This is a genomic window from Bradyrhizobium sp. CIR48 (genome assembly GCF_014198315.1).
Classification (GTDB): Bacteria; Pseudomonadota; Alphaproteobacteria; order Rhizobiales; family Xanthobacteraceae; genus Bradyrhizobium.
Window position 1 is genome coordinate 185,066 of record NZ_JACIHG010000013.1, and the last position, 17,334, is coordinate 202,399.

Sequence of the window (17,334 nt, forward strand, 5' to 3'; positions counted from 1 at the left end):
GCGCGGGAAGGTTGCATTCCGCTTGGTCCCGTTCGGCTGCTCAAAGAACGCACAGACGCTCGCGCGGGCGGTGTTTCGCTGCCGTTGGTCTCTTGTCGTGCGACGCAGTGTGACTCAAAAGCCAACACGCCTTGTTATTTCGTGGCGGCAACGCAACCCCCGATAAATTTTTCTTTCACGAATCAGCGCGGTGATTCATTTTCGCGGCCTGGGGTCAATCTGGAGGCCGAAGGTATGAACGTTATTGTTTTTGCATCGCGTAAAGGCGGCTCGGGCAAGAGTACCCTAGCCGCGCATCTCGCCGCGCAGATCAAGGCGAGCAAGCAGGTCATGCTCGTGGACGCGGACCCGCAGGGCTCGCTGACGCTGTGGCACAAGCTGCGTGGCACCAACGAGCCGCCGATCAAGGCGGCGGTGAACTCCGTCAGCGGCATCGTCTCCGCTGCCAAGCGCGACGGTTATGAATGGGTGTTGATCGACACGCCGCCGAACCTCTCGGCCGTCGTCGACGACGCGATCAAGAACGCGACGATGGTGGTCATTCCGGCGCGTCCCGGTGTGTTCGACGTCAACGCGGTGCAGGAAACCATCCAGATGTGCCGCGCGGCGCGCAAGCCCTATGCGGTCGTGCTCAACGGTGCGCCGGCCAAGCGCGACGAAGCCGAAAGCCCGATCGTCACCATCGCCCGCGAAGCGCTGGCAAAATTCCGGGCTCCGGTGTGGGGCGGCCAGATCACCAACCGTTCGGATCTCTTGATGGCGCTGAGCCACGGCGAGGGCGCGCGGGAATACCAGGCCGAGAGCCGTGCGGCTCAGGAAATCGCAAGGCTGTGGGCGGCGATCGAGCGTTCAGTTAAGGCCATTCGCGGCACGGCGTCGGCGTCCGGCGCAATGCACAAGCAGGCTGCTTAATTTCATTATTCATTTCCCCGGACGAAAAACGCGCGGGAACGTCCGCGCGTTTTGCGTTTTCGGGATCTGCTGAAGGAGGCTACGCCACCATCAGCATGTAGAACACGATGACCGGCGACATCGTCAGGATCACCGACCAGATGCCGGCGGCCCAGAGAATGTCCTCGGTGGTAAAGCTCTGCTCGGTGGACAGCTTCTCCTGTCCGGCGCCGAAATGCGACGCCATCTCATTATGACTATTCATAAACGCCCCCGCGATTTCTTCGCTTATGGGCGTGAACGATACGCGGGATGTTTTAAGATTCCGGCTTGCAAACCGCTGCGCATTTTGAGCGCATTTGTGACGGCCGCTTAACCATCCGCGCGACGTGCCGCCTCAGGCGAGCCAGACGCGAAACAGCAGCGCCGGCATCAGGCCGAGCATCACGGCCCAGAATCCGAACGACGATACGACGAGAATTCCCTGCAAAAGATCGGCCGGCGCGAATTGCTGCGCGGCCGTAGGCCGGGTGCGATGTCCCATGGTCATTCCCCTCTGGAAGTTCCTGGAGAGCAACGATAGGGACGGATGGGTAAACGAGACGTGGATGCGCCATGCGGCAACAGCGAAGGCCGTTGGGACGCGGTTAACCAAGTGGCGGCTCTTACCCTCCCCTGGAGGGGTCCGGGACGAGCGAAGCTCGCCCGTGGGTCGGCTCACATGAGCGCAGCGAAATGCGAGACGGGGTGGGGTGACGGTCTCGCCCATCCGACAGTGCCCGAGTGGAGAGATCACCCCACCCCGCTCGCGCTTCGCGCGATTGACCCTCCCCCTCCAGGGGAGGGTGAACGAGAAACTACGCCGCCACCTTCGTCCGTCGCTCGATCTCGCGATCGATCGCGGCTGCGAGCTCGCTGCTCACTTCCACCATCGGCAGGCGCACTTCGGGGCTGTCGATCAGACCGCATCGCCACAGCCAGTACTTCGCCGGCGCCGGGCTCGGCTCGGTGAACAGCAGCCGCGTCAGATCGGCGACCTCGTGCCAGCGCGCCTGCGCCGCGTCATGGTTGCCGCGCTTCGCTTCCGCATACACCGCCGCGAACGTCGCGGTCTCGACATGAGCGGACAGCACGATGCCGCCGTCGGCGCCGTCGCTGAGCGCCTCGAAAAAGTTCGCGTCCTCGCCGGTGAGCACGCGAAACTCCTTCGGCCGGTCGCGCAAGAGCGCGATCGATTGCTCGCGGCTCGCGCCGCAATCCTTCAAGCCGATGATGTTGGGATGCTCGGCGAGCCGCAGCATGGTCTGGTTGGTGATGTTCACCGAGGTGCGATAGGGAATGTTGTAGAGCGCAATCGGCCAAGCGGCGTGATCGGCGAGCGTCTCGAAATGCGCCAAGAGGCCGCGCTGCGAGGGGCGCACATAATAAGGGCTTGCGATCAGATAACCGTCGATCGGCCAGTCCGCGGTCTCGTCGAGACGGTCCTTCAGCCGCGCGGTGTCAGCGCCTGACAGTCCGAGGCAGATCGGCAAGGTGCGCCGGCCCGCCGCCATCTCGTCGCGCACGATGGCGACGAGACGTTCGAGCTCGGCCTCGCGCAACGTCATGCCTTCACCCGAGGTCGCCCCCAGGATGAAGCCGTCGATGCCTTGCGCGCTGTAGTGTCGCGTCAGCCGCCGCAGCGATCGCTCGTCGAGCGCGCCGCCCTGAAACGGCGTCACCAGCGGCAGCCACAGCCCGTGCAAATGATCTTCAAGTCCGGTCATGTTTCCATCTCCTTCTCGGGAAACCTGAGACGGAGGGCACATGAAAAAACCCCGTCCAGGCGGCGGGGTTTTCGGGATTGCAGCGATGACGAAGCCGGTCTAGCGCGCGCAAAACTCCGAGGTCCCCGGATGGGGGCCTTTTTTCGAGGCGATCGCCTTCGACGAGATTGCGCACGACTTCGTGATCATCTGCAAATGATGCGGGGATGCCTGGAACTGTCAATACACGCGGAGGGCGAAGGCCGATTTGACCGAAAAAAAGCCGGGCTCGAACGAGCCCGGCTTAAGGTATTGGCCACGTGAGGCCGACACAATCACCTTCCAAGAGGGATTACTGAACTCCCGCGCCACCGGAGGAGGGGGACAAATGCGCAACGCGAAGGCTCAGCGTGCAAACAGTATGAGCTTGACGAGCGCCATGCAGCAACAGCCGAGGCCGCATGTCAGTCATGCGGAAATCAGGACGGCCAGCGCTGCGCCTTGCTCACCACGAAGTCGCGGAACACCTGCACGCGCGCGACCGTCTTCAACTCTTCGGGATAGACAAAATACGTATCGAGCTGGATCGAATCCGACTCGCCGAACAGCTGAACGAGTTTGCTCTGTTCCTCGACGAGGTAGTCGGGCAGTGCCGCGATGCCGAGGCCCTGCTGACAGGCGCGCACGAGACCGAGGATGTTGTTGACCCTGAAATAGGCTTCGCGCGGACCCGAGCCGTTGCGGCCCGCTTCGACCAGCCAGTTGCGGTTCTGCAGATGCGGCGCGAAGTTGCCGTCCGAGAGCGTGATGATGCGGTGGGAGTCGAGCTCCTCTAGCGTGCGCGGCGTGCCGAAGCGCTTGATGTATTCCGGCGAGCAATAGGCGTGGAAGCCCATCGCGAACAGCTTGCGCTGGATGAGATCCGGCTGCGTCGGCTTGCGGGTGCGGATCGCGACGTCGGCCTCGCGCATCGACAGGTCGAGCTCCTCGTCGGTGACGATCAGGGAGATCCGGATTTCCGGATAGAGCGCGGTGAACTCGCCGAGCCGCGGGATCAGCCAGTTGATGCCGACGCCGGGCGTGGTGGTGATCTTGAGGTCGCCGCTCGGCCGCTCGCGGCTGTCGGTCAGCTTGGCGCGCGCCGCCTGGAGCTGCATGAACACGTCATGCGCGGTGCGGAACAGCAAATCGCCCTGCTCGGTGAGGATCAGGCCGCGGGCATGGCGGTGGAACAGCGAGACCGAAAGCTCCTGCTCCAGCGCCGAGACCTGGCGCGACACCGCCGATTGCGACAGGCCGAGCTGCTCGCCCGCATGCGTGAAGCTGCCCGCTTCCGCCGCCGCGTGAAACACCTTCAGCTTGTCCCAGTCCATATCCGTAAATCCGTCGCGTGTTCGGGGCATGATCTTTATTCCGCTGCCGCGCGCTCGCTGGCGCGCAGGGCCAAGAAACGTTCGGCTTCGAGAGCTGCCATGCAGCCGAGGCCGGCGGCCGTGACGGCCTGGCGATAGGTTTCGTCGGCGACGTCGCCGGCGGCGAACAGGCCGGGCACCGATGTCGCGGTCGAGTTCGGGGCGACCTCGACATAGCCCGACGGTTTGAGCTTGATCTGGTCTTTGACGAGCTCGGTCGCCGGTGCGTGGCCGATGGCGATGAAGATGCCGTCGGTCTTCACGTCCGTCAGCGCGCCGGTCTTGACGTTCTTGAGGCGGACATGGGTGACCTTGTTGGGGTTCTCGGTGCCGCAGATCTCGTCAACGGCGCTGTCCCAGATCACCTTGATCTTCGGGTGCTTGAACAGGCGCTCCTGCAGGATACGCTCGGCGCGGAAATGGTCGCGGCGATGCACGATGGTGACCTGCGAGGCATGGTTGGTGAGGTACAGGGCTTCCTCGACCGCGGTATTGCCGCCGCCGACCACCACGACTTCCTTGTTGCGGTAGAAGAAGCCGTCGCAGGTGGCGCAGGCCGATACGCCGCCGCCCTGGAACTTTACTTCGGACGGCAACCCGAGCCAGCGCGCCTGCGCGCCGGTGGCGAGGATCACAGAGTCAGCGAGATAGACATCGCCCGAGTCGCAGGTGAGGCGGAACGGCCGATGCGAAGTTTCCAGCTTGATGACCAGGTCCGTGACGATCTTGGTGCCGACATGGACCGCCTGCTTCTCCATCTGCTCCATCAGCCAGGGGCCCTGGATCACATCGGCGAAGCCGGGATAGTTCTCGACGTCGGTGGTGATGGTGAGCTGGCCGCCCGGCTGGATGCCTTGGATCAGGATCGGCTCGAGCATCGCGCGCGCGGCGTAGATCGCCGCCGTGTAACCGGCGGGGCCGGAGCCGATAATGACGACCTTTGCATGAACAGGAGCGGACATTTCGATGGACGCCTTTCACGGGGGATTTGCAGCGCGGGCGCGGAACATGCCGGGAGGCGTCGCGGAGGCGCTGAAATATCAGAGCTAATCTAAGCGTTCTGGTGAGCTATGCAAGAATTGCATTCCCTCTCGGCGGATTTTTCCAACAAGGAACAAAAGTCGATTGCGGTGCACGCGCAATAAAATTGCGCTAGTCGTGCGGACTGGGCTATGAGGATTGCGGCAAACCCACCAATCAAGCCGCAAAGGCCAGGAGTTCCAATCAAGTGTCGCGGAACCTAGACGACATTGACCTGAAAATTCTCTCCGAGATTCAGGCCGACGGTCGAATCACGAATGTTGAGCTGGCCAAGCGGGTCGGCATCTCGCCGCCGCCCTGCCTGCGCCGCGTCCGGGCGCTGGAGGAGGAGGGCTACATCCACGGCTATCGTGGCCTGCTCGATGCCCGCAAGCTCGGCTTCGACGTCACGGTCTTCGCCGCTGTGCACCTGTCCAGCCAGGCCGAGGCGGATTTGCGCGCCTTCGAGGAGTTCGTCCGCGCCGAGCCCCTGGTGCGGGAATGCTGGATGTTGTCGGGCGAGGTCGATTTCATCCTCAAATGCGTCGCCCCCGACATGGCGACCTTCCAGGATTTCGTCACGCATCTCACCGCCGCGCCCCACGTGCGGAACGTGAGAACGTCATTGGTGCTGCATAATTCGAAGTATGAGGCGGCCGTGCCGCTGGACGTGAAGGGGCGGAGGTAGCCGCTCTAGAGTCCTGCCAATCCCGTCATCCTGAGGCGCCGAGGCATCGGGCGCATCGCGCCCGATGGGGAGCCTCGAAGGATGCGCGGCCAAGATGCAGCAGCGCGCGGCAACAGTTGGGCCGTCGCCCTTCGAGGCTCGCCGAAGAGGCGAGCACCTCAGGGTGACGGAAATGGAATTAGGTTCGCTGCATCAACATCGTCATTGTGAGGAGGAGGCTCTTGCGACGAAGCAATCCAGAGTCTTTCCGCGGCGGCAGCCTGGATTGCTTCGCTGCGCTCGCAATGACGCGCGGAGAGAGTGCGTTTCTCCACTCACGCAAGCGATGCGCTGAAATAAAGACACCCCGAAACAAAAAGGCCGCGCATCGCGCGGCCTTTTGAAACGTCTCAGTGCAGCGGCAAATCCTTACCGCCATTCCACCTTGGTAATTTCATACGCCTTGGCGCCGCCGGGTGCGTTGACCTCGACGGTCGAACCTTTCTTCTTGCCGATCAGCGCGCGGGCGAGCGGCGAGGTGATGGAGATGCGGCCCTTCTTGGCGTCGGCCTCGACCTCGCCGACGATCTGCCACACCGTCTTCTTCTCGGTGTCCTCGTCGACCAAGGTCACGGTGGCGCCGAACTTGATGGTGTCGCCGGACAGTTTCGAGATGTCGATGATGTCGGCGCGCGCGAGCTTGTCCTCGAGCTCTGCGATGCGGCCTTCATTGTGGGACTGCTCTTCCTTCGCGGCATGATATTCCGCGTTCTCCGACAGGTCTCCGTGCGAGCGCGCCTCCGCGATGTGCTCGATGATGCGCGGACGGTCCTCGGACTGGCGCTTCTTCAATTCTTCCCCGAGCGCGGCAAAGCCGCTCGCTGTCATCGGAACCTTTTCCATCTCTTCTCTCGTTCTTCGGTTACGCGCCCCCACAACAGCGGGCGCAGAAACCTTGATTCGTCGGTATTCCCGGCGCTGAACACGCGGCCACCGGAACGTTATGTGGGCTGGCGCCGGAACAGAACAACCACCATGGCCGGACAGTTCCTCCGGCCATTGTGGCTTCATTGCCAATCACTTAGCGGAGGCCTAACCCTTAAGGCTCGGCCTCCCGCTCGCGATCAGGTTTCCGAAAAGTAGCTCTGCAGGGTACGAACCTCAAGGTCCCCGCCGAGATAGGCGCGGATGCCCTGCGCGGCCGCCACGGCCCCGGAAAGAGTGGTGTAATACGGCACTTTATGCAAGAGGGCCGCGCGCCGCAGCGAACGGCTGTCGGCGAGCGCCTGCGGGCCTTCGGTGGTATTGAAGACGAGCTGGACGTCGCCATTGGTGATGGCGTCGACGATGTGCGGCCGACCCTCCAGCACCTTGTTCACCTTCTCGGTCGGGATGCCCTGGTCGGTCAGGAAGCGCTGGGTGCCCGAGGTCGCCAGCACCTTGAAGCCGAGCGAATGCAGTTCGCGGACCGCATCGGCGATGCGCGTCTTGTCGCTCTCGCGCACCGAGACGAACACCGTGCCCTTGCGCGGTACTCGCGTGCCGCCGCCGAGTTGGCTCTTGGCGAAGGCGACCTCGAAATTGCGGTCGATGCCCATGACCTCGCCGGTCGAGCGCATCTCGGGCCCGAGCACCGTGTCGACGCCGGGGAAGCGCGCGAACGGGAATACCGATTCCTTGACGCCGACGTGCTTGAGCTTTGCCTTCTTCAGCTTGAAATCGGCAAGCTTCTCGCCGGCCATGATGCGCGCGGCGATCTTTGCGACCGGCGTGCCGACCACCTTGGCGACGAACGGCACGGTGCGCGAGGCACGCGGATTGACCTCGAGCACGTAGATCTCGCCGTCCTTGACGGCGTATTGCACGTTCATCAGGCCGACGACGTCGAGGCCGAGCGCGAGCTCGCGGGTCTGCCGCTCCAGCTCCTCGATCATCTCAGGCTCGAGCGAATGCGCCGGCAGGGAGCAGGCGCTGTCGCCGGAATGGATGCCGGCTTCCTCGATGTGCTCCATGATGCCGACAATGAAGGTGTCCTTGCCGTCGCAGAGGCAGTCGACGTCGATCTCGGTTGCGTCCGAGAGATAGCGATCGAACAGCAGCGGGTTCTTGCCGAGCACGGTGTTGATCTGCCCGGTCTTGTCGTTCGGATAGCGCGCCTTGACGTCCGCCGGCACCAGCTCCGGCAGCGTGCCGAGCAGATAGTCGTTGAGCTGGTTCTCCTCGCGGATGATCTGCATCGCACGGCCGCCGAGCACGTAGGACGGGCGCACCACCAGCGGCAGGCCGAGATCGGCAGAGACGAGCCTTGCCTGCTCGACCGAATAGGCGATGCCGTTCTTGGGCTGCTTGAGACGCAGCTTGTCGAGCACGCGCTTGAAGCGGTCGCGGTCCTCGGCAAGATCGATGGCGTCAGGCGAGGTGCCGAGGATCGGCACTTCGGCGGCTTCCAGCGCGCGCGCGAGCTTCAGCGGCGTCTGGCCGCCGAACTGCACGATCACGCCGTGCAGCGTGCCGTTCGTGCGCTCCTTGGCGATGATCTCCAGCACGTCCTCGGCAGTGAGCGGCTCGAAATACAGCCGGTCGGCGGTGTCGTAATCGGTCGACACGGTTTCCGGGTTGCAGTTGACCATGATGGATTCATAGCCGGCATCATGCAGCGCGAAGCAGGCGTGACAGCAGCAATAGTCGAATTCGATGCCCTGGCCGATGCGGTTCGGTCCGCCGCCGAGAATGATGACCTTCTTCTTGTCGGACGGCGTGCTCTCGTCCGCCGGTGCGCCCGCGAACAGTGCCTCATAGGTCGAATACATATAGGCGGTCGGCGAGGCGAATTCGGCCGCGCAGGTGTCGATGCGCTTGTACACCGGACGAACGCCGAGCGCGTGGCGCTTCGCGGTGACCTCGGCTTCCGTCGTCTCGGCAAGCACCGCGAGCCGCGCATCGGAGAAGCCCATGGCCTTGAGCGTGCGCATGCCGAAGGCATTGCCCGGCAGGCCGTTCTTGCGAACCTTCTCCTCCATGTCGACGATGCCGCGCATCTCGCTGAGGAACCACGGATCGATCTTGCAGGAGTTGAAGATCTCCTCGTTCGACCAGCCGAGCCGCATCGCCTGGGCGACCTGGAGCAGCCGGTTCGGCGTCGGCGTGCCGAGCGCGGCCCGGATCGCGTTCTTGTCGTCGTCGCGGCCGAGACCCTCGATCTCGATCTCGTCGAGGCCGGTCAGTCCGGTCTCGAGCCCGCGCAGCGCCTTCTGCAGGCTTTCCTGGAAGGTGCGGCCGATCGCCATGACTTCGCCGACCGACTTCATCGACGTGGTCAGCGTGGTGGAGGCGCCGGGGAATTTCTCGAAGGCGAAGCGCGGCACCTTGGTGACGACGTAGTCGATGGTCGGCTCGAACGAGGCCGGCGTGGCGCCGCCGGTGATGTCGTTGGCGATCTCGTCGAGCGTGTAGCCGACCGCGAGCTTAGCCGCGACCTTCGCGATCGGGAAGCCGGTGGCCTTCGAAGCCAGAGCGGACGAGCGCGACACGCGCGGATTCATCTCGATGACGACCATGCGGCCGTCCTCGGGATTGACGCCGAACTGCACGTTGGAGCCGCCGGTCTCGACGCCGATCTCGCGCAGCACCGCCAGCGAGGCGTCGCGCATGATCTGGTATTCCTTGTCGGTCAGCGTCAGCGCCGGCGCCACCGTGATAGAATCGCCGGTGTGCACGCCCATCGGATCGAGGTTCTCGATCGAGCAGACGATGATGCAATTGTCCTTCTTGTCGCGCACCACCTCCATCTCGTACTCTTTCCAACCGAGCACGGATTCTTCGATCAGCACTTCGTTGGTCGGAGACGCATCCAGGCCGCGCTCGATGATGTCGAGGAACTCTTCCTTGTTGTAGGCAATGCCGCCGCCGGTGCCGCCCATGGTGAAGGAGGGGCGGATGATCGCGGGCAGGCCGATCTCGGACAGCGCCATCATGGCCTGGCCGAAGGCGTATTCCTGGTAGCGCTTGCGGCGCTCGCTCTCGCCCAGCGTCCACTGCCGCTCATGCTCTTCGAGCGCGGCGCCGGAGAGTTTTTCGCGCTCGGCCTGATATTTGTCGCGGAACGATTTCTTCAGCGCCGAGGCGTTGGCGAGCCGCGACTTCGGCGTCTCGAGCCCGATCTTGGTCATGGCCTCGCGGAACAGCTGGCGGTCTTCCGCCTTGTCGATCGCATCAGCGGTCGCGCCGATCATTTCGACGTCGAACTTGTCGAGCGTGCCCTGGCGGCGCAGCGACAGCGCGCAGTTCAGCGCGGTCTGTCCGCCCATGGTCGGCAGCAGCGCGAAGCCGCCGGGGATGACGTGACGTTCCTTCTCGATGATCTTGGCGACGATCTCGGGCGTGATCGGCTCGATATAGGTCGCATCGGCCAATTCCGGGTCGGTCATGATGGTGGCCGGGTTGGAATTGACGAGGACGATGCGATAGCCCTCTTCCTTCAGCGTCTTCACCGCCTGGGTGCCCGAATAGTCGAACTCGCAGGCCTGGCCGATCACGATGGGACCGGCGCCGATGATCAGGATGGTGGTGATGTCTGTACGTTTGGGCATCAACTCTCGCCGGACTGGAATTTAGGCACAAAAAAAGGGCGCGCTCCTGCGCGTCCCTTTGGCCGAAGCGCGATCAGCAAAAGTGGCCACCGGTTTTGCGTCCGATCGCGCTTCTACTCTTATAAGAGGCGCATGATCTTGACGCCAAACCGCCTACACTTTGGCGGATCATGCGCGCGCGCGGTGGTCTCCCTCGCGCGCGGGTGGGTCTTAGACCAGATTCCGGAGCGGCGAAACCCCGAAAAACGCCCATCAACCGGCAATTTTGACGGGTTTTGGCCTGGCCTGCCAGCCACGGGCGAGATGCACCAGAAGTGAGGCCGCAACGCTCGTTCCGCCGATCCAGCCGAGGTCGGTCGGCGAGAGGGTGGCCAGCACCGCCCCGCCCAATGCCCCGCCGATGGCGAAGCCGAGATACATGGCGGAGGCGTTGAGCGAGAGCGCAATCATCGAGGCCTGCGGCTCGATCCGGATGATGCTGGCGACCTGGGCCGGGTAGAATGCCCAGCCCGAGATGCCCCAGAGGAAGATCGCGCCCAGCACCGCATAGTGCGCCTGGCCCGGCATCAGCTTCAGGACCACCGAGTGCAGGATCAGCGCTGCTGCCATGCCGGCGAGCCCGAGGCCCACGGTGGCGAGCGTACCGAGCCGGTCGGCAAGTAAGCCGCCGAACATGTTCCCGATCGCGGCCGCGCCGCCAAACACCAGCAACGCAAGGCTGATTTGCTGCGCATCGAAGCCGAGGCCGCGCAGCGGAATCGCGAAATAGGTGAACACGGTGAAGCCCCCGAGCGCCCATAGGATGGTGATCACAAGCGCGACCAGGACATTGCTGTGACGCGCCACGGCCAGCCGTTCGCCGAGCGAGGCGGTGTTGCGCGGCAGGCCGCGGGGCAGGCCGAGCAGCAGCCCGGCAAGCGCGACGGTGCCGATCATAGCGACCATGGCAAAGGTCGCGCGCCAGCCGAGCAGGCTGCCGACGAGATTGCCGAGGGGAACGCCAATGACGGTCGCGACCGTCAGGCCCGACGTGACCAGCGCCACCGCTCGGCCGCGCCGTTCCGGCGAGGCGACCGCCACGGACACTGCGAGCGCCGTCGGCATGCAAAGCCCGGAGCCCAGCGCCATCAGCATCCGCGAGGCCAGCAGCAGGGCGTAGCTGGAAGCCACCATCGCAGCGAGATTACCGGCGATGAAGGTCGCCAGTGCCAGGGCGAGCACGGTGCGGCGGTCGATATTGTTCAGCGCGACGGCCAGGATGGGGGAGCCCACGGCATAGGTGAGGGCGTAGGCCGTGACCAATTGGCCGGCGGCGGAGACCGAAATCTGTAGATCGGCGGCGATGCCGGGCAAAAGGCCTGCGATTACAAAGCCTTCGGTGCCGATCGCAAAGGCCGCCAAGGCCAGCCAGAATACGCTCATTGGACGAGATTCCTATGTTCAACGTTTATTGAACTATTGAATGTGAGGATATGGATGTCAATTGGTTCAAGAACTATTGAACATTGTGGCCGCTTCGCTATGATTCCCGGATCATGAGCCGCACACCTCTCCACCCGACCCCCGAGCAGATCGAGTTGCCGATGGTGCTGGATTGCCTGAGCGATCCGATCCGGCTCGCCATCGTCTATCAGCTTGCCCAGCAGGAAGGTGTCAGCAGCGAGCTCTGCTGCGGCGACTTCAACGGGCTCGCGGGCAAGTCCAACCTCGCCTATCACTTCGCCAAGCTGCGCGAATGCGGCCTGATGCAGACGCGCGTGGCCGGCACCAACCGCTTCATGCGGCTGCGCCGCGAGGATCTGGACGCGCGTTTTCCCGGCCTGCTCGATGCGGTGATCAAATCCGCGGCCAGGGACGCCGAGCGGCTTCAGTTGCTGCCGGAGGGTGAAGTGGTTGCGGCAGATTGAGGTTGGGGTGGGCAGTCCGTCTTCGCTTCCGCTGCGCTCCAGTTACGCCGGACACGCTTCGTGCCTGCGGATGGCTGCACCACGCCCGGCTTCGCCCTTCGGGCATGGCCGCGGCAGCCTTCGCCACGAAAAGGCTTGCCGAGCCGAAGCTGCGTAAGCAGCGAAGGCTGGAGACCCGGCCTGGATTTGAACCAGGATGTAGAGCGTTGCACCGCCCTCGCGTAGACGCTTCCGCCACCGGGCCGAGGCGATCATTACCGATTGCAGTGCGACAAGCTACAACGGCTAATTGTTATGCTTAACGAACCAGAGGCGGCCGCGCGATGAAGGTCATGCGCCAGCGATTGTGGCCGATATTGGTGTGGGCGCGCTGGACCGCGAACCCGGCCGCTCTCAGCTTGGCGGTGATTTCCTCCTCGCTGTAGCGCTGGAGCCCGATACGCGTGCGCAGATGACGGTAGTCGGACAGCGCGGTGCTGATCAGCCCGATCAGCGCGTCTTTCAGGAAACCGTGGCGCAGGCCGAAGCCGAGCAGCGCCATGACGTCCCTGAACATCCCGACGTTGGGCTGGAGGATGTCCCCCAGCACCAGCTTGCCGGAGGGCTTCAGGATACGGCGGATGGTGAGGAGCGCGGCATCAAGCTCGTCCGGCGCCATGTATTGCGCGACCGAGTTCATCACGACGAGGTCGATCGACTGGTCCTGCATCTTGCGGACATCGTCGAGCGAGCGGACACGGATCTTGGTGTTCGGGGCAAACCGCGCGATCAGCCGGCCGCGCACGCCCGGCGCGGGCTCGGCGAGGATCAGCTTGCCGCAGCTAGCGGCCACCTGGGTCGCCGAGAGCGCCTCGCCGCAGGCATAGTCCAGCACCGTCGCGTCCGGCGAGGGGATATAGCCGATGATGTCCCGCGCGATGATCTGGAAGTGCAAGTCGCGATGCAGCTTGCTGACATAGATCGTATGCGTCGAGTCGTAATAATCGATCCAATCGTCCATGGTATTCGATGGTCCCGGCCAAACGGTTCCCGTCAAGGAACCGGCGCTGCCCGCCTTGCGTTAGGGGTGCGACGGCGCGCCGTCAATGTCCGCGTCCTAACAGGAAGGCTTCCCGTGAGCAAAACCAACAACAAGGTCTCGCCCGATCTCGATACCCCCACCGACCTGTCGCCCGACGGGGTCAAGAAGGTTTCGGAGGCGCTCAACGTACTTCTGGCCGACGCCTTCGCGCTGTATCTGAAGACCAAGAATTTTCACTGGCACATCAGCGGCCGGCACTTCCGCGATTATCATCTGCTGCTCGACGAGCAGTCCGACCAGATCTTCGCCACCACCGACCAGCTCGCCGAGCGCGTCCGCAAGATCGGCGGCACCACGCTGAAGTCGATCGGCCAGGTCGCAAAGCTCCAGACCATCAAGGACAACAACGAGGACTACGTCCCGCCGCGCGAGATGCTGCGCGAGCTGATGCAGGACAACAAGCACGTCGCGGCTGCGATGCGCAAAGCGCACGAGGTCTGCGACGACGCCGGCGATGTCGCCAGCGCCAGCATTTTGGAAGTGTTCATCGACGAGACCGAGCGCCGGACGTGGTTCCTGTTCGAGGCCACGCGGCAGGAGGGTGGCAACGAGGCGTAGGGCACGGTGCCGTAGGGTGGGCAAAGGCGCGCTCTTGCGCGCCGTGCCCACTATCTTTCCTTTCGGCTTGAATAGATTGGTGGGCACGCTTCGCTTTGCCCACCCTACGGCGCCGCCGTTGTGGCTACCGCCACAGCCGCATCAACGCCCCATCCGTACCCGTCACGGGATCGGCCGGCGGCATCGCGACGTTCGGAATCGTCTTCAACGCTTTCGCGTGGCTCTCCGGCGTTGGCCGCGCGATCTCCATCTTGCTGCCCGGCGGATAGGCGCCGATCACGCAGAAATCCTCGCTCGCCCTGATGCGTTGATGGCCGGTGCCGGCGGGCAGGATCGCGACATCACCCGCCTTGATCTCGAGCTCCTGGCCATGGTCGCCGCCGAAGCGGACGCGGGCACTGCCGCGCGCGACGCCGAGCACCTCATGCAGCGTCGCGTGGTAATGCAGATAATCGTAGACGCCATTCCGCCACGTCCCGCCCCAGCCATTCGCTTCGAACAGGTTCTCGATGGTCTCTTCCGGCCGCTTCGGGTCGAGCTTCACCGCAGCCTGGTAGACCAGGAACGGAAGGATGTTGTTCGGCACGAGCCCGTCATCCTCGAACACGATGGCGAGCGGCTCGGCCTTGTCGCGGACGACCGACATGGCGGGACTCCGGCTGCAAAAGACAGCGGGACAACATTCTATCGGGTGGAGGCGTTCCTCAACAGGTCACCTGTCCCGGACGCGCTGCAGCGTGCAACGCCGCGGCGCAGAGCCGGGACCCCAGAGCCGCGAGGCCCAGTCAGCGGGGCATGAGAGCGCGCGTCTTACGCGCTCTTCTTCTGCCGCATCAGATCCGCAAAACGCTGGAACAGATAGTGCGAGTCGCGCGGGCCTGGTGAGGCCTCGGGGTGGTACTGCACCGAGAACACCGGCTTGCCGTCGAGCTGGATGCCGCAATTGGAGCCGTCGAACAGCGAGATGTGGGTCTGCGTCGCGCCCTTCGGCAGCGTGGTCTCGTCCACCGCAAAGCCGTGGTTCATCGAGGTGATCTCGACCTTGCCGGTGGTCTCGTCCTTCACGGGGTGGTTGGCGCCGTGATGGCCCTGATGCATCTTCTTCGTCTTGGCGCCGACGGCGAGGCCGAGCATCTGGTGGCCGAGGCAAATGCCGAAGGTCGGCGTGCCGGACTTGATGACGTCCCGGATCACAGGCACGGCATATTTGCCGGTCGCGGCCGGATCGCCCGGACCGTTGGACAGGAACACGCCGTCCGGCTTCATCGCCAAAATGTCTTCGGACGAGGTCGTCGCCGGCACCACCGTCACCTTGCAGCCGACGCCGGCGAGCAGGCGCAGGATGTTGCGCTTGATGCCGTAGTCGATGGCGACGACGTTGAACTCCACCTTGTCCTGGCGGCCAAAGGCCTTGTCCCACAGCCACGGCGTCTCGTCCCAGGTGAAGCGCTGGCCGCTTGTGACCATCGGCACGAGGTCCATGCCCTCGAGGCCCGGCCATTCGCGCGCCTCTTCCTTGAGGCCATGCAGGTCGAACTCGCCGTTCCTGGCGTGCGCGATCACGGCGTTGGGCATGCCCTTTGAGCGGATCAGCGCGGTCAGTGCGCGGGTGTCGATGCCGGAGAGGCCGATGATGCCGCGCGCCTTTAGCCACTGGTCGAGATGCTTGGTGGCTCGATAGTTCGAGGGATCGGTGATCGCGGTGCGCAGGATCACGCCGCGGGCGCCAGGTGTGGCGGCCATGTTCACCGTCTCGATGTCTTCCTCGTTGGTACCGACATTGCCGATATGCGGGAAGGTGAAGGTGATGAGCTGCCCGGCATAGGAGGGGTCGGTGAGGATCTCCTCATAGCCGGTCATCGCGGTGTTGAAGCAGACTTCACCGACGGCGTGGCCTTCGGCGCCGAGACCAAAGCCTTCAAGCACCGTGCCGTCGGCAAGCACGAGGAGCGCGGTCGGTTTATGGTCCGGCCAAGCGGGATCGTTGTCATGTTGTGTCATGAGCGCGTTTCATAAGCCTGCCGGACGCCCCCGTCAAAGCGCAGATGCGCCGATTCACATGCGTTTTTGCATATTTGACAGCCCGTCTCGGGCTCCTAAGCTTGGCCGCACAATTTCCGGCAAATTCCTGGGCTTGCGAGGCAATAATGGACCAGACCACCCCGATTCTGTTGGTTCCGGGGCTGGCCTCCTCGGCCCGGATCTATGCTCCGGTCATCCCGGCGCTGTGGCGTTTCGGCCCGGTCATGGTTGCCAACCATATCCGCGACGACAGCATTGCGGCGATCGCCGCCCGCGTGCTGAGCGAGGCCCCGCCGCGCTTCGCGCTCGCCGGTCATTCCATGGGCGGCTACATCGCATTCGAGATCATGCGCCAGGCGCCCGAACGGGTGTCAAAGCTCGCGCTGATCAATACCCAGGCGCGGCCCGATACGCCGGAGGCGACCGCACGCCGGGGCGGCCTGATGGAACGCGCCAGGCGCGGCGAGCTCCGCGCGGTCCGCGAGGAGAGTTTTCCGGAGCTGGTGCATCCGTCGCGGCGCGATGATGCCGATATTCTCAAGCTGGTGCATGCACAGGACGAGGATGTCGGTGTCGAGGGCTATCTGCGGCAGCAGTCCGCGATCATCGCACGGGTGGATTCACGCCCGACGCTCGCAGCCATCAAATGCCCGACGCTTGTGTTGACTGGCGATGCCGACAACACCATCCCGAACGCGCTCTCCAGGGAGATGGCCGAGGGCATCGCCGGCGCAAGGCTCAAAGTCCTCGATCGCTGCGGGCACTTGCCGCAAGCCGAGCAGCCCGAAGCGACAGTGCGGGCCCTGACCGAATGGCTCGGAACCGAGGTTGTCTAGGGGCCGCGAACGGCCTAGATCAGGCGTCAGATATTGGAAGGGATCACGATCATGTTGCGCGACGACATCAACAATGCGGTCAAGGAGGCCATGAAGGCCAAGGACGAGCGCAAGCTGTCCACGCTGCGCATGGTCAACTCGACCATCAAGAACGCCGACATCGACGCTCGCGGCAACGGCAAGCCGCCGCTGTCGGACGCCGATCTGCTCGGTGTGCTGCAGAAGATGATCAAGCAGCGCCAGGAGGCGGTCGAGCTCTACGACAAGGGCGGACGCGCCGAGCTCGCAGCCCAGGAGCGCGAGGAGATCGCGGTGATCTCGGCGTATCTGCCGAAGCAGATGGCCGACGACGAGGTGAAGAAGGCGATCGCGGATGCGATCGGCGAGACCGGTGCTGCCGGCATGAAGGACATGGGCAAGGTGATCGCCGTGCTGCGCGCGAAGTATGCCGGGCAGATGGATTTCGGCAAGGCGAGCGGCCTCGTGAAGGCCGCGCTGTCGGGCTAGCTGCTTACCCTCCCCTGGAGGGGGAGGGTCGATCGCGCGAAGCGCGAGCGGGGTGGGGTGATCTCTCCACTCGGGCAGCGCTTCCGCGGAAAGACTGTC

The 17,334-nt window shown here is 64.0% G+C and carries 17 protein-coding genes and 1 tRNA gene; 6 read left to right on the top strand and 12 right to left on the bottom strand.

The genetic code is table 11. The annotated features are described in order from the left end of the window. Positions 1-234 precede the first annotated feature (234 nt). Positions 235-912 (top strand): ParA family protein, encoded by a 678-nt coding sequence (locus GGD66_RS33830; RefSeq protein ID WP_025032179.1) that lies wholly within the window; start codon positions 235-237, stop codon positions 910-912. A 79-nt stretch (positions 913-991) separates the two neighbouring features. Here the strand turns inward: GGD66_RS33830 and GGD66_RS33835 are convergent, their stop codons facing one another. From GGD66_RS33835 to trxB, 5 genes are all read right to left on the bottom strand, one after another. Then, on the bottom strand, positions 992-1,156 hold the full coding sequence (locus GGD66_RS33835; RefSeq protein WP_018318263.1) for a hypothetical protein: 165 nt from the start codon (positions 1,154-1,156) through the stop codon (positions 992-994). Positions 1,157-1,288: 132 nt separating this feature from the next. Beyond that, positions 1,289-1,435 (bottom strand): hypothetical protein, encoded by a 147-nt coding sequence (locus GGD66_RS33840; RefSeq protein WP_018318262.1) that lies wholly within the window; start codon positions 1,433-1,435, stop codon positions 1,289-1,291. Between the two features lie 313 nt (positions 1,436-1,748). Further along, positions 1,749-2,657 (bottom strand): 4-hydroxy-tetrahydrodipicolinate synthase, encoded by a 909-nt coding sequence (locus GGD66_RS33845; RefSeq protein WP_183260983.1) that lies wholly within the window; start codon positions 2,655-2,657, stop codon positions 1,749-1,751. A gap of 458 nt (positions 2,658-3,115) precedes the next feature. Then, a complete protein-coding gene (locus tag GGD66_RS33850; RefSeq protein WP_026201990.1) occupies positions 3,116-4,039 on the bottom strand; it encodes a LysR family transcriptional regulator in 924 nt (307 codons plus the stop codon). 5 nt (positions 4,040-4,044) lie between these two features. Next, positions 4,045-5,010 (bottom strand): thioredoxin-disulfide reductase, encoded by a 966-nt coding sequence (gene trxB / locus GGD66_RS33855; protein WP_018318258.1) that lies wholly within the window; start codon positions 5,008-5,010, stop codon positions 4,045-4,047. Positions 5,011-5,276: 266 nt separating this feature from the next. Between trxB and GGD66_RS33860 the strand changes: the two genes are divergently transcribed. Next, entirely contained in the window at positions 5,277-5,756 is a 480-nt protein-coding gene (locus GGD66_RS33860; RefSeq protein ID WP_026201989.1) for an Lrp/AsnC family transcriptional regulator, read from the top strand. Between the two features lie 408 nt (positions 5,757-6,164). Here GGD66_RS33860 and greA read toward each other — a convergent pair whose 3' ends face one another. From greA to GGD66_RS33875, 3 genes are all read right to left on the bottom strand, one after another. After that, positions 6,165-6,638 (bottom strand): transcription elongation factor GreA, encoded by a 474-nt coding sequence (greA, locus tag GGD66_RS33865; RefSeq protein WP_018318257.1) that lies wholly within the window; start codon positions 6,636-6,638, stop codon positions 6,165-6,167. Between the two features lie 221 nt (positions 6,639-6,859). Then, on the bottom strand, positions 6,860-10,324 hold the full coding sequence (gene carB / locus GGD66_RS33870) for a carbamoyl-phosphate synthase large subunit (RefSeq protein ID WP_092260603.1): 3,465 nt from the start codon (positions 10,322-10,324) through the stop codon (positions 6,860-6,862). A gap of 252 nt (positions 10,325-10,576) precedes the next feature. Next, entirely contained in the window at positions 10,577-11,746 is a 1,170-nt protein-coding gene (locus GGD66_RS33875; protein WP_183236865.1) for an MFS transporter, read from the bottom strand. Between the two features lie 113 nt (positions 11,747-11,859). Between GGD66_RS33875 and GGD66_RS33880 the strand changes: the two genes are divergently transcribed. Further along, positions 11,860-12,231, top strand: a complete 372-nt coding sequence (locus tag GGD66_RS33880; protein WP_179731512.1) for a helix-turn-helix transcriptional regulator — start codon at positions 11,860-11,862, stop codon at positions 12,229-12,231. A gap of 168 nt (positions 12,232-12,399) precedes the next feature. Here GGD66_RS33880 and GGD66_RS33885 read toward each other — a convergent pair. Continuing rightward, positions 12,400-12,475: transfer RNA gene (locus GGD66_RS33885), tRNA-OTHER, on the bottom strand. A 54-nt stretch (positions 12,476-12,529) separates the two neighbouring features. After that, positions 12,530-13,231 carry a class I SAM-dependent methyltransferase gene (locus tag GGD66_RS33890; RefSeq protein ID WP_183236866.1) on the bottom strand — a complete coding sequence of 234 codons (702 nt, stop codon included), beginning with the start codon at positions 13,229-13,231 and terminating at the stop codon, positions 12,530-12,532. Positions 13,232-13,345: 114 nt separating this feature from the next. Between GGD66_RS33890 and GGD66_RS33895 the strand changes: the two genes are divergently transcribed. Then, positions 13,346-13,870 (top strand): Dps family protein, encoded by a 525-nt coding sequence (locus tag GGD66_RS33895; protein WP_018318252.1) that lies wholly within the window; start codon positions 13,346-13,348, stop codon positions 13,868-13,870. Positions 13,871-13,994: 124 nt separating this feature from the next. Here GGD66_RS33895 and GGD66_RS33900 read toward each other — a convergent pair whose 3' ends face one another. Then, positions 13,995-14,516, bottom strand: coding sequence for a hypothetical protein (locus tag GGD66_RS33900; protein WP_183260985.1), 522 nt, complete (start codon positions 14,514-14,516; stop codon positions 13,995-13,997). Positions 14,517-14,680: 164 nt separating this feature from the next. Further along, positions 14,681-15,871 (bottom strand): glutamine-hydrolyzing carbamoyl-phosphate synthase small subunit, encoded by a 1,191-nt coding sequence (carA, locus tag GGD66_RS33905; RefSeq protein WP_183260987.1) that lies wholly within the window; start codon positions 15,869-15,871, stop codon positions 14,681-14,683. 146 nt (positions 15,872-16,017) lie between these two features. Between carA and GGD66_RS33910 the strand changes: the two genes are divergently transcribed. Beyond that, entirely contained in the window at positions 16,018-16,728 is a 711-nt protein-coding gene (locus GGD66_RS33910; RefSeq protein WP_183260989.1) for an alpha/beta fold hydrolase, read from the top strand. A gap of 51 nt (positions 16,729-16,779) precedes the next feature. Further along, positions 16,780-17,235, top strand: a complete 456-nt coding sequence (locus GGD66_RS33915) for a GatB/YqeY domain-containing protein (RefSeq protein ID WP_018318249.1) — start codon at positions 16,780-16,782, stop codon at positions 17,233-17,235. The last annotated feature ends 99 nt before the right edge of the window (positions 17,236-17,334 follow it).